Below are 12,434 nucleotides of genomic sequence, written 5' to 3' on the forward strand. Positions count from 1 at the left end.
ATGGCATACGAGCTTCCTACGCGTCTCGTGGGCTCGTAGATGTGTATAAGACACAGGCGGCGCGGTCAGCTTCCGCTGGTGGGGTACGGCCGGTTGGCGCGTCGACATCGGGGACCTGACCGTGCTCGTCGACCCGTACCTCAGCCGGATCGACACGGGGCTGTTCACCGGCGCGTTCAACCCGGCCAAAGCGCTGACCGTGCGCACCGACGTGATCGACCCGCGCGTCGACCGGGCCACGACGGTGCTGGTCACGCACACGCACTGGGACCACTTCATGGACGTCCCGTACATCGCCGGTCGCACCGGCGCGCGGGTCTTCGGCACGCTGACCGCGTACCACCTCGGGTTGGCCTACGGGGTGCCGTCGACGCAGCTCAGCCCGGTGAAGGGCGGGGAGGTGCTGGACTTCGGCGATCACAGCGTCGAGGTGGTCGGCTCGCTGCACAGCCGTAACCCCTCGTACTCGGTGGCCTTTCCTGGGGTTCGGGTGACCCAGCCGGCGCGGCCCGCGACCATCGCCGACCTGCCCGAGGGGGACACCCTGGGCTACCTGCTGCGGGTCGACCGAGGGCCGTCGGTCTACTTCACCGGCGCCAGCGACGTGGCCGAGCGCAACCTCACCGGCCTGGCCCCGGACGTGGCCATGGTGGCCATGCAGAGCGCCACCACCACGGGCGACTACCTGCCCCGGCTGCTGGCCGGCCTCGACTACCCGAAGGTCGTGGTGCCGGTGCACTGGGACAACTTCGAGACCACGTTGCAGAACCCGCCGCCCGTCGCCCCGGCCGACCGCCTCCGGCTGGACGACATGATCGCGGCGATCCGCCGGATCTCGCCGCGCAGCCGGGTGCTGGTGCCCGAGTACGAGACCGCCTACCACTTCTGACCGGCCCGGGCGGGCGGTTGCGGCCTGGGCGTCGCGACCCCCGCCGGGTCAGCCGGCGGCCAACTCCGCCAGGGTGCGCACCGACTTCCAGTTGCGGGTGGTCGCCACCACGGCGAGCTTCTTCTCCAGGTACGCGTTGGTGAACCTCGACCGTCCGTAGCCGCCCTCCGGGTAGTGCAGGTAGACCTCCCGGCCGGTGACCGTGAACGCCACGTTCTCGCCGCCGGGCACGGTGAGCGCGTCCACCGTGGACGTTTCCGGGGCGGTGGCGAGGAAGGCCACCAGCAGCCTCGTCGGGTCGTCCTCCCGCTCGGCGTACGGGTTGCCGCCCGCCACCGCCGCCAGCTCCCGGGCGCTGCGGACCAGCACCGGCACGGTCAGCCCCAGCTCGTCGGCGAGCGCCCGCTCGATCCCGGCGGCCAGCCGCCCGGCGTCCCGCACCGTGCTGCCGAACACCACGTTGCCGCTCTGCAGGTACGTCGTCACCTCGTCGTGCCCGAGGTCGGTGACCAGCCGGCGCAGGTCGGCCATCGCGAGCCGGGTGGTGCCGACGTTGACCCCGCGCAACAGGGCGACGTACCGGGTCATGGCTCCTCCTCGGGGGCGCGGCCGACCCGCTCAGCGTAGATCTGCCGGCCTCGGCCGGCCGGGACCCACCAGCCCCGTTTCGTAGGCGACGATGACCAGTTGCGCGCGGTCGCGTACCGCCAGTTTGGTCAACAGCCGCCCGACGTGCGTCTTGACGGTGGCCGGGCTGAGACTCAGATGCGCGGCCAGCTCGGCGTTGGACAGGCCGCGGGCGATCAGCGCGAGCACCTCCCGTTCCCGTTCGGTCACCCCGCCGAGGTGCCGGGGCAACGGTCGGGTCGGCTCCGGCCGCCGGGCGAACTCGTCGATCAGCCGGCGGGTCACCGTCGGCGCGAGCAGCCCCTCGCCGGCGGCGACCACCCGGATGCCGGCCAGCAGGTCCGCCGGCGGGGTGTCCTTGAGCAGGAAACCGCTGGCCCCGGCGCGCAGCGCGCCGTAGACGTACTCGTCCAGGTCGAACGTGGTCAGGATGAGCACCCGGGTGCCCGCCGTCGCCGGATCGGCGCAGATCCGCCGGGTCGCCTCGATGCCGTCCATCTCCGGCATCCGCACGTCCATCAGCACCACGTCCGGCCGGTGCTGGGTGGTCAGCGCGACGGCCTCGACGCCGGTGCCCGCCTCGCCGACGGTGGTGCAGTCCGGGGTCAGGTCGACCAGCAGCCGGAAGCTGCCGCGTAGCAGCGCCTGGTCGTCGGCGATCAGCACCCGGATCACGCGGTTACCCGGTAGGGCAGGCTGGCTGTCACCGCGAAGCCGCCGTCGGCGCGTGGGCCGGCACGGAACTCCCCGCCGTGCACCGCCACCCGCTCCCGCATGCCAATCAGTCCGTGTCCGTCGCCGGCGTTCGACACGGCGCGACGGCCGTCGTCGGTCACCTCCACCCGCACCTCGTCGGGCGTCACGGTCACCGTCGCCCGGCAGGCGGCCGGCGCCGCGTGCTTCACCACGTTGGTCACCGCCTCCTGCACGATCCGGTACACCGCGAGGCCCACCGACTCGGGTACCGGCTCGACCGGCTCCTCCCGCCGTACGTCGAGCTGAACGTCGACGCCGCCGATCGCCGCCTGCCGGGCGAGATCGGGCAGCTCGTCCAACCCGGGCGTCGGGGCGTACGGTGTGCCCTCGCGCAGTACGCCCAGCACCCGGCGGACGTCGGTCAGCGCGTTGCGGCCGGTCTCCTCGATCACCCGCAGGGCGGCCCCCGCCTCGCGCGGGTCGGCCTCGGCGACGTGGTTGGCGACTGCCGCCTTCACCACGATGAGACTCAGCGTGTGCGCGACCACGTCGTGCAGCTCCCGGGCGACCCGCAGCCGTTCCTCGGTGGCCGCCTGACGGATCAGGTGTTCACCCTGCCGCGCGGCCAGGGCGCGTCGCTCCCGGATCAACCAGCCGATCAGCCAGGCGGGCGTGATCATGACGGCGGCGTAGACGACCGCACCGGTCCGCGACCAGAGGTCGCCCGCGGTCAGCACCAGGGCAACGCTCACCAGGGCGAGACACCCGGCGGCCCAGACCGCCGACCGGCGCGCGGGCATCGACACGGCCACCGTGTAGAAGGACAGGCCGATGGCGACCGCCGGCGCGGCAGCCGCATAGTTGGGGATCACGCCGGTGACCAGTGCCACGGTGGTGCTGCCGCTGATCACGACGGCGACGGTGATCGGCCACCGCCGCCGGACGCCCAACGGCAGCCCGAGGGCCATCCCGACGAGCACGGACACCCAGAGCGGCTCGCGTACGCCACCGTGCAGCGGCGACTCCAGCGCCGCGTACGGGCAGAGCAGCCCGCCGACCGCCAGGGCGAGCACAGCGTCCACGATGTACAGATCCACCGGACGGAGCCGTCGGGACACCAGGAGAGCGGTCACCCGACAGACGGTATCGGCCCGCCCCGGCCGCCGCGTCCACCTGCGGGCCGTCATCCTCGGGGACGACGTTCGGTCGTGTACCGGGCCGCGGCTCCGCCCGGGGGAGGGCGGGAAAGTGTCCGCGCCGGCACGACGCGCGGCACCTGCCCGAGCCGGCACCGTGGCGGTCATGACCACACACACGGTGACCCTGACGGGGCTGCGCGCGGTGTACGGCACCGGCACCCGGCGGGTGACGGCGCTCGACGGCGTGACGACCAGCTTCGGGAGCGGCACGTTCACGGCGGTGATGGGCCCCTCGGGCTCGGGCAAGTCCACCCTGCTGCACTGCGCGGCGGGGCTGGACCGCCCGACCGAGGGGATCGTCACGATCGACGGCACGCGTGTGAACGACCTCGGCGAGGACGAGCTGACCCGGCTGCGGCGGGACCGGGTCGGCTTCGTGTTCCAGGCGTTCAACCTGGTGTCCACGCTGACCGCCGCGCAGAACGTCGAGTTGCCGTTGCGCCTGGCCGGCCGCCGCCCGCCGGCCCGGGACGTCGCCGCCGCGCTCGACGCCGTGGGACTGGCCGACCGCGCCGGGCACCGGCCGAGCGAACTCTCCGGCGGCGAGCAGCAGCGCGTCGCCGTGGCCCGCGCGGTGATCACCCGCCCGGCGGTGGTCTTCGCCGACGAGCCGACCGGGGCACTGGACAGTGCGGCGTCCCGGCAGGTGCTCCGGCTGCTGCGCGCGCTCGTCGACGACCACGGGCAGACCGTCGTGATGGTGACCCACGATCCCACCGCCGCCGCGTACGCCGATCGGGTCCTCCTGCTCGCCGACGGCCGCGTCGTCGACGAGCTGACCGGCGGGATCACCGCCGCTGTCGTCGCCGCACGGATCGCCGAGCGGGAGGCGGATCCGGTGGGTGCGTCCCCGCGGGCGGCGGAGACCACTGCGGAGCGGTCGTGTTGAGCGTCCGGCGGTCGGCCAGCGCGTTCGTGGCCGTCGCCATCGGGGTCGCGCTCGTCGCGGCGGCCACCCTGCTGCTCGCCTCCGGACGCCCACAGGTGCCGGACCGGCTGGCGCAGGCGGCGGTGGTGGTGCAGAGCCCCGAGGCGGGTGCGTCGGCGGACTCGTTCGCGCCGACCCGGCCCTGGTCCGCCACCGCGGCGGCGGCACTCGTCGACAGGCTGGCCGGTCTGCCTGGCGTCGCGGCGGCGGTGCCGGACCGGACGTTCTATGCCCAGCCGCTCGTCGACGGCCGCCCCTCGGCCGCCGATGCCCGGCGGGAGGACGCCCACCAGGGGCACGGCTGGTCCAGCGCCCGGCTGGGTGGACTGCGCCTGACGGCCGGCGAGCCGCCCCGGAAGCCCGGCGAGGTGGTCGTCGACCGCGCGCTCGGGCTGCGTACCGGCGTGCCGGTCACCCTGCTGACCGCGGTGGGCCCACAGCCGTACACCGTCACCGGTCTGGTCGACGGGCCCGGCGTCCATGTCGCGGACGAGGTCGCCGCCGTGCTCGCGCCCGGCGTCCGGGCCATCGGGCTGGTGCTCGAGCCGGGCGCCGATCCCGAGCGGGTCGCGGTGGCGGCGAGCGGTGTCGTCGGCGGCGACGGACGGGTGCTGACCGGCGACGGGCGTGGCGCGCTGGAGCCTCGGAGTGATGCCCGCACCCGCTGGATCGGCATGCAGGTGCTCACCGCCACGGCAGCGCTGGCCGGCTTCGTCACGGTGTTCGTGGTTGCCTCCACCTTCGCGTTCACCATCGCGCAGCGCCGCCGCGAGCTGGGCCTGCTGCGCGCCGTCGGCGCCACTCCCGGCCAGGTGCGCCGCATGGTGTACGTCGAGGCGCTCGCCGTCGGCGCCTCGGCCGGGCTCGTCGGCCTGCTGGTCGGCGCGGCGCTCGCCCCGGCGGTGGGTCGACTGCTGGTCGACGTCGGCTTCGAGCCGGCGACCTTCCGGGTCCGCTACGAGCACTGGCCGGTCGCGCTCTCGCTCGCCGCCGGGCCGGTGATCGCGCTGCTGGCCGTCTGGTCGGCGTCGCGCCGGGCGGCGCGGGTCCGACCGTTGGAGGCGTTGCGTGAGGCGGCGGTGGAACAGCGACCGATCGGACGGCCACGCCTCGCCGCCGGGGCGCTCCTCGTCGCGGCGGGGGCCGCTCTCAGCGTCGGAACGGCGACCGCCGACGACGCCCGGGACGCGGCGGGGTTCGCCCTCTACGCGGTGATGGCCCTGGTGGCCGGTGCCACCGTGCTCGCCCCGGCGGTCGTCGGGCCGGTGGTGCGGCTGCTGCGTTCTCCGGTGCGGCGGCCCGGTGGCGCGATCGGGATGCTGGTCCGGGGCGGGGCGCTGAGCGCTACCCGGCGGACCGCTTCCACAGCCGCGCCGGTGCTGCTCACCGTCGCGTTCGCGGTGCTGGTGTCCGGGATGGTGCGCACCACCACCGCCGCGTACGCGGCTGGTCGGGCGGACAATGTGAACGCCGGCTGGATCCTCGTGCCGGACCGGGCGCCCGGTCTGTCGGACCGGGCCGTCACCGAGACCGGCGGCACCGCCCTCCTGCCGACCACCGTCTTCCGCAGCGACCCCGGAACGCCGGCGAACCGGCCACTGACTGCGCTCGGCGTGGAACCGGCGGGCTTCGTCACCGCGAACCGGGCACTCACCGTCGTCGCCGGCTCGCTGAACGACCTGCGTGGCGACGACTCGGTCGTGGTCACCGCCTCGGCGAACCGGCTGCCGTCCGAGCCGTACCCGGTGGTGTTCGCCGACGGGGCGTTGGTGTCGCTGCGCGTCGTCGCCGTGGTCACCGACAACTCGATTCCCGGCGACCTGCTCCTGCCCCGGGCCGTGGTGCGAACGCACGACCCGTCGGCGCTGACCTCCACGGTGTACGTCCGGGACCGGATCGATCCTCCCGTCGGCGCGCGGATCGTCGACGTCCCCGGCTGGGCAGCCGAGGCGGACGCCGCCGAGGACCGCCTCGTCTGGCTCTTCACGCTGCTGCTGATCGGGGTGTCGGCCGGCTACGGGGCCATCGCGGTGGCCAACACGCTGCTGCTGGCCGCCGCCGGCCGGGCCGCGGACCTGCGGCTGGTCCGGTTGGCCGGGGCGACCCGGCGACAGGTCGTCTGGCTGGTCACGGCCGAGTCCGCCCTGGTGGTGCTCATCGGCGCGATGCTCGGCGGTGCCGTCGCGTTCGCCGGCCTGCTGAGCATCCGCGCCGGCCTCGCCGAGCAGGTCGGCGCCCCGGTCGACCTCGTCGTGCCGTGGTCGGTGATCGGCGCGGTGGTGGGGCTCTGCCTGCTGCTCGCGGTGCTGGCGAGCGTGCTGCCGACGTGGCGGTTGCTGCGCCACCGTCCCGCCCGGTCGCCGGTCGGCACCTTCGCGGGGTGATCCCCTCCCGGCCCGAGGGCCGCCTCGGCGGCCCTCGGGCCGCTACCGTCCACGGATGCGATCCGCGCGCCCGGTCGGGCTGCTCCTCTCCGCCGCCGCCGTGCTGCTCTGGGCGATCGGCATGACGGTGCTGCAACCGCTCACCGAGCCGATCGGCCCCTGGTCCGAGCGGCTGCCGGGCAACAACGCCTACTGGGCGCGGGACCTGCGGTTCGCGGCGATCGTCGCGGTCGTCCTCGGGCTGGTGCTGGCCGGCCGTGGGCGCCGGAGGTGGAGTGGCCCGGCCGTGGTGCTCGGCGGTCTCTGGGTCGCCGCCGACGTGGCGATCGACCGGGCCGACCCGGTCGGCGTCGAGGCGACCGTGCTGCTCGCCGCTGGCGGCTGCGCGGTGCTCGGCACGCTGGCGGCGATCCTGCTCCGCCGGGACCGGCGGGTCCGGCCGGCCGGTGCGGACCGGCGGGCGCTGACCGGCGCGGCCTGCGTGGCGGGGGTGCTGACGCTGGTGGCCGCCGGCATCGAGTCACCAACCGACCGGGAGCCGGAGCTGAACCCGTCAGCCTTTGCCACCGGCGTGCTGCTGGTCGCCCTGACCATCGGCGCCGCCCTGGCCGCGGCCCCGGCCCGGACCCGGGCCCGTTGCGTGCTGGCGGCCGGGCTCGGCGTGGCGGCCGTGTCCGGCGTCGGACTGATCCGGGCCATCCCGCCCGGCCCGCGATCTCTGCCGGAGCTGGCCCTCGGGGCGGTGCTGCTCACCGGCGTCACCCTGCTGGCGTGGGACTGGCCGGGTGGTCGGCCCGCCTGGCGACACCACGCCCTGGCCGCCCTCGCCGCGCTGGTCGGTCCGGTGGCGATGCTGCTGGTCGTGAGCGTCACCATGATGGTGCTGGTGCCGATCGGCGCGACGCTCACTGCGCTGGCCGGCAACAGCCCGATCAACGCGGCCGACTCCGACCTGCTGGTGTCGCTGGCCGGGGTGCTCGCCGGCCTCGGGATGGCGCTGCTGCTGGCCTGGCCGCCCGCGCTCGGCTACCGTCCCGATCCGCCGTCCCCACCCGGACCGGTCGGTCCGGGAGGGCCGGACGGGCTCGCCGGGGGGCGGCCGGCGAGCGCGGAGCGCCGGTAACCGTAGAAGGCGTAGATCAGCACACCGATCACGAACCAGACCGCGAAGCGCAGCCAGGTCTCCGGTGCCAGGTAGGTGATCAGCCAGACCGAGAAGAGCGCGCCGGCCGCCGGCACCACCGGCATCCCCGGCAGCCGGAACGTGCGGGGTGCGTCCGGGCGTCGGTAGCGCAGCACGATCACCGCGATGCAGACCACCACGAAGGCGAGCAGGATGCCGATGTTGGTCAGCTCCGCCGCCTCCCGGATCGGCAGGAAGCCGGCGATCAGGGCGGAGGCCACGCCGACGATCCAGGTGACCCGGGTGGGCACCCGGCGGACCGGATGCAGCTTGCCGAACCACGCCGGCAGCAGCCCGTCGCGGCTCATCGAGAACCAGACCCGCGTCACGCCCAGCATGAAGGTGAACATGACGGTCAGGATCCCGATGATGGCGCCGACCGCGATCACACTGGCCAGCCCGGACAGGCCGACCGACTGGAACGCGGAGGAGAAGCCGCTCTCCGCGTCGATGTTCCGGTAGTTCTGCATCCCGGTCAGCACCAGGGTGGCCAGCACGTACAGCACCATCGAGATGATCAGCGACCAGATGATCGCCTTCGGCATGTGTCGGCGGGCGTCCCGGGACTCCTCGGCGGCGGTGCTCATCGCGTCGTAGCCGAAGACGGCGAAGAAGACGGTCGCCGCGCCGGTGAACGCCCCGCTCAAGCCGAACGGGAAGAACGGCGAGTAGTTGGCCGTCCGGATGTGGAAGAAGCCGACCACGATCACCAGCAGCACGACGGCCACCTTCAGCCCGACCACGAACGTCTCGAACCGGGCGGCCGTCTTGATGCCCTGGTTGAGCAGGAACGCGATGAGCAGGCAGAGCGCCACCGCGAAGAGGTCGACCACGTGCCCGTCCCCGGTGCCGGGGGCGCCGAGCATCCAGGCCGGCAGCTCCCCGCCCAACTCCCCGACGAGGAAGCCGAAGTAGCCGGAGATGCCGATCGCCACCACCGCGACGATCGCGGTGTACTCCAGCAGCAGGTCCCAGCCGATGAACCAGCCGACCGCCTCGCCGAGCACCGCGTACCCGTACGTGTAGGCCGAGCCGGCCTTGGGGATCATGCCGGCGAACTCGGCGTAGGACAGCGCGGCGGCGGCGCTGGCCAGGCCGGCGATCAGGAACGACACGAGCACCGCCGGGCCGGCGGTCTCGTTGGCCACCGCGCCCGCCAGCGCGAAGATCCCGGCGCCGATGATGCCGCCCACCCCGATGGCGGTGAGCTGCCACAGCCCGAGCGAGCGGGACAGGCCCTCCGCGCTCTCGTCCGCGATCTCCTCGACCGGCTTGCGGCGGAACATTCCGCTGCCGCCGGGACTGGCGCCCGTGGAGGTCATCGTCGTCCCCCTTCCGACCGCGCCCCGCGCGCGGTGCGTGCCGCCACTGTTACCCGCACAGCGACGGAGGTCAATCCCTCGGCGTCCTGGCCCACCTCATTCCACGACCGGCAGCACGACCTCGTTGCGGCGCAGGAACCATGGCTTCCACGGCGGGTCGAACCGCGCGTACCGGATGGCGCCGGTGGGTTGCAGCCCGGATGCGGTGACCGACCGGCCGAGCATCGTGGCGCGCTCGCCGAACGCCGTCTCCGTCCACCGTCCGGAGAACCGCATCGCCGCCGCGAGCTGCGCCGGGATCTCCCGGATCCGCACCCGGGGGTCCACCGGCTCGGGCAGGGTGGCGGCGGTGGCGCTGGCCGGCATGACGAACTGCACCAGGTACGCGCCCGGCTGCTCGCCCTCCTCCTGGACCACCGGCGCGGTCATCGCGATCTTCACGGTGCCGGTGGCCTCCTGCATCACCGGCGCGTTCGTCCCGGTCGGGTGCCGGACCCGGTTGGCGCCCCCGATGTAGGCGGCCAGCGGCCGGAACGCCTCGATCGGGGCCCGGGTGAAGGACGCCTGGATCTGCATCTCGGCCACCACGTGGGCCGGGTACCGGCGCAGCTCGAAGCCGGGGTGTCGGGACACCACCCGGTACGGCTGCTGCTCGGTCATCGCGCGCTCCCAGATCTTCTGGGAGAGACGCTACCGCCCGTCCGGCCCCCGCTCGGCCGAAGTCGGCTCCTCCGCCCCGGGGGTGACCGCCCGCCCGGTCAGCCGCCAGTACTGCCGCTTGCCCTCGTCGCGCAGCACCACCCCGATCCGGCCGAGTTCCCGGCGCAGCTCCCGGGCGTCGTCGCGCCGATCCCGCTGGACCGCCCGCTCGCGGGCCCGCAGCAGGGCGTCGGCCCCGGCGGGCAGCCCGGGCAGGTCGGGCACCCAGAGCCGGTACGCCGACCGGTGCGGATCACCGTCCGCCCACCCCCAGCCGTGCGTGCGGAACGCCGCCGCCAGCCGGGTGCCCGGCAGGTCCGTCGACTCCCGGATCAGCTCCGCGCCGTCGGCGTCGAGCAGCACCAGGTCTCCGCCGTCGACGAAGACCACCCGGGTCTCGGCCCGCGTGACGTGCCGGTCCTCGCCGGCGCGGCGCAGCCGGACCTGCGCCGCGTCGACGGTGACGGCCAGCCGTTCGGCGGCGCCCACCCCGGCGAGGACCAGACCGGCCAGCGCGCCCACCGCTGCCGTGCCGGCGATCGCCTGGTGCTCGGGCAGCCGGTCCAGCAGGTTGAACAGCCACTGCACGGGCGCCCAGGGCAGCCCGGCGACCCAGCCCGCCACCAGTGCGAGCAGGCCGCCGGCGCCTGCACCGAGCAGCGGGAAGCCGGCCCAGAGCACGGCCAGCTCGACCGGCCCGCCGGTGACGACGGTGCGCGGGCCGTAGCCGTCGCCGGCCATGCTCAGGACACCTCGCGGCGCAGCGTCCGGACCAGGCCGGCGGCCAGCGGGAGGACCATCCAGACCAGCAGGGACACCACCATCCGCCCCCACTGCTCGCCGGTGACGGCGTCGCTGCTGAACAGCGGTTCCATGGTCTTGCTGGTGTCCAGCCACTCGGACGGGCCGCGCAGCGGCCGGACCATCTCGCCGAGCACCCCCCAGAGGGTGGGCAGCAGCAGGTAGCCGACGATCGCCAGCGGCGGGTTGAGCAGCAGCAGACCGAAGGCGGCACCCATCAGCACGCCGGTGACCTGGAGGATCACCGCGTTCAGGATCAGCGACGCGTCGATCTGCCAGGTGCCCGCGCCGCCGGTGGCGGACGCCACCAGCGTCCCGGCGGCGGCGACGGCCAGGCTGACCAGCACCGAGGCGAGCGAGGTGAGCACCACGGCGATCAGCTTCGCGACCACGACCCGCTCCCGGCGGGGCACCAGGGCGTACGTGGTGAGGGCGGTGCGCTGGGACCACTCGCTGGTAATCGACAGGATGCCGAGCACTGGCAGGAGCACCCCGATCGGCAGCAGCGACGGGGTGAAGAAGTTGACGAAGGTCTGCTCGGCGTCCTTGGCGTAGATCAATTGCAGGGTGACGATCACGGCGGTGATCAGGCCGATGGTGATCAGCAGCCAGCGGCCGGCCCGGGTGTCGACGAGCTTGCGCAGTTCCACGGCGGTGAGCCGGAGCAGCGACGGGCGGCGTACCGGAGCGTGTTGCCGGGGCGCGACGGCGCCGGCGGCGGGCGCGGTGGTGGTGGTCATCGGACGGCCTCCTTGGTGGACTCGCCGGCGGTCAGGGTGAGGAAGAGCTGTTCGAGGCCACCGCCGTCGGCGGGGCGCAGCGCGGCGAGCGCGACGCCGGCATCGGCCGCGGCCTGGCCGACCGCCTCGGCGTCGGCCTGCACCAGCAGGCCGTCGGCGCTGTCGGCGGCGGTCAGGCCGGCGGCGTCCAGCGCCCGGCGCAGCGCCGCGCCGTCGCGGGCCCGGACCAGCGTGCCGCCGCCGGCGAGCAGGTCGTCCTTGGTGCCCTGGGCCACGATCCGGCCGCCCCCGATCACCACCAGCCGGTCCGCGACCGCCTCCACCTCGCGCAGCAGGTGGGAGGAGAGCAGCACGGTGCCGCCCCGGTCGGCGAAGTCGCGCAGCAGGCCGCGCATCCAGAAGATCCCCTCCGGGTCCAGGCCGTTCGCCGGCTCGTCGAGGATCAGCACCCGGGGGTCGCCGAGCAGCGCCTGTGCCAGACCGAGCCGCTGGCGCATGCCCAACGAGTACGCGCGTACCCGTCGCTTGGCGGCCACCGCGTTCAACCCGACCAGGTCGAGCTTCGCGGCGACCTCCCGCCGGTCCAACCCCATGGTGTACGCGGACAGCGTCAACGCCTCGCGGCCGGTCCGCCCGGCGTGCTGGGCGGAGGCGTCCAGCAGCACCCCGACCTCCCGTCCCGGGTTGGGCAGCTCCCGGTAGGGGCGTCCGGAGACGGTGGCGCGGCCGGCGGTCGGCGCGGTGAGCCCGCAGATCATCCGCATGGTCGTGGACTTGCCGGCGCCGTTCGGGCCGAGGAAGCCGGTGACGGTGCCCGGCTCGCAGTGGAACGACACGTCGTCCACCGCCGGGTGTGGCCCGTATCGCTTGGTGAGGTTCTCCACGGTGATCATGTCGTCGAGCCTGCGCGCGCCACCCGGCCATCCGCTGCGGCCACCGGTCGCCGCCGCACCGACCTTGGTCGAC

General features: G+C 74.4%; 11 protein-coding genes and 1 pseudogene. 4 read left to right on the forward strand and 8 right to left on the reverse strand.

The genetic code is table 11. From position 1 onward, the window contains the following. Positions 1-85 precede the first annotated feature (85 nt). Positions 86-889 (forward strand): annotated as a pseudogene (locus tag DKT68_RS18630) (MBL fold metallo-hydrolase); the annotation flags it as partial. Positions 890-937: 48 nt separating this feature from the next. Here DKT68_RS18630 and DKT68_RS18635 read toward each other — a convergent pair. Genes DKT68_RS18635 through DKT68_RS18645 form a run of 3 tightly spaced genes read right to left on the reverse strand, consistent with a single transcriptional unit; the run spans position 938 to position 3,345 of the window. Then, positions 938-1,477: a DUF1697 domain-containing protein gene (locus DKT68_RS18635; protein ID WP_109818690.1), complete on the reverse strand. Its 540-nt coding sequence runs from the start codon at positions 1,475-1,477 to the stop codon at positions 938-940. A 30-nt stretch (positions 1,478-1,507) separates the two neighbouring features. After that, positions 1,508-2,191, reverse strand: coding sequence for a response regulator (locus tag DKT68_RS18640; RefSeq protein ID WP_109818691.1), 684 nt, complete (start codon positions 2,189-2,191; stop codon positions 1,508-1,510). Continuing rightward, positions 2,188-3,345 carry a sensor histidine kinase gene (locus DKT68_RS18645; RefSeq protein ID WP_236646954.1) on the reverse strand — a complete coding sequence of 386 codons (1,158 nt, stop codon included), beginning with the start codon at positions 3,343-3,345 and terminating at the stop codon, positions 2,188-2,190. Before DKT68_RS18645 ends, DKT68_RS18640 begins: the two co-directional genes overlap by 4 nt. A 169-nt stretch (positions 3,346-3,514) precedes the next feature. Between DKT68_RS18645 and DKT68_RS18650 the strand changes: the two genes are divergently transcribed. From DKT68_RS18650 to DKT68_RS18660, 3 genes are read left to right on the forward strand one after another with little or no spacing between them, the layout of a single operon-like run. Further along, positions 3,515-4,300 (forward strand): ABC transporter ATP-binding protein, encoded by a 786-nt coding sequence (locus DKT68_RS18650; protein ID WP_109818693.1) that lies wholly within the window; start codon positions 3,515-3,517, stop codon positions 4,298-4,300. Further along, positions 4,294-6,723 carry an ABC transporter permease gene (locus DKT68_RS18655; protein WP_236646955.1) on the forward strand — a complete coding sequence of 810 codons (2,430 nt, stop codon included), beginning with the start codon at positions 4,294-4,296 and terminating at the stop codon, positions 6,721-6,723. Before DKT68_RS18650 ends, DKT68_RS18655 begins: the two co-directional genes overlap by 7 nt. Positions 6,724-6,778: 55 nt before the next feature. Then, complete coding sequence (locus DKT68_RS18660) at positions 6,779-7,846, forward strand: hypothetical protein (protein ID WP_109818694.1); 1,068 nt, start codon at positions 6,779-6,781, stop codon at positions 7,844-7,846. Here the strand turns inward: DKT68_RS18660 and DKT68_RS18665 are convergent. From DKT68_RS18665 to DKT68_RS18685, 5 genes are all read right to left on the reverse strand, one after another. Next, on the reverse strand, positions 7,750-9,228 hold the full coding sequence (locus DKT68_RS18665; RefSeq protein WP_109818695.1) for an amino acid permease: 1,479 nt from the start codon (positions 9,226-9,228) through the stop codon (positions 7,750-7,752). The genes DKT68_RS18660 and DKT68_RS18665 overlap by 97 nt on opposite strands. A 96-nt stretch (positions 9,229-9,324) precedes the next feature. Then, a complete protein-coding gene (locus tag DKT68_RS18670; RefSeq protein WP_109818696.1) occupies positions 9,325-9,888 on the reverse strand; it encodes an SOUL family heme-binding protein in 564 nt (187 codons plus the stop codon). Positions 9,889-9,918: 30 nt separating this feature from the next. Then, positions 9,919-10,668: a YqeB family protein gene (locus tag DKT68_RS18675; RefSeq protein WP_109818697.1), complete on the reverse strand. Its 750-nt coding sequence runs from the start codon at positions 10,666-10,668 to the stop codon at positions 9,919-9,921. 2 nt (positions 10,669-10,670) lie between these two features. Further along, positions 10,671-11,468, reverse strand: a complete 798-nt coding sequence (locus tag DKT68_RS18680; protein ID WP_109818698.1) for an ABC-2 transporter permease — start codon at positions 11,466-11,468, stop codon at positions 10,671-10,673. Further along, complete coding sequence (locus tag DKT68_RS18685; protein WP_109818699.1) at positions 11,465-12,361, reverse strand: ABC transporter ATP-binding protein; 897 nt, start codon at positions 12,359-12,361, stop codon at positions 11,465-11,467. Before DKT68_RS18685 ends, DKT68_RS18680 begins: the two co-directional genes overlap by 4 nt. Positions 12,362-12,434 lie beyond the last annotated feature (73 nt).

The organism is Micromonospora acroterricola (assembly GCF_003172955.1).
Lineage (GTDB): Bacteria > Actinomycetota > Actinomycetes > Mycobacteriales > Micromonosporaceae > Micromonospora > Micromonospora acroterricola.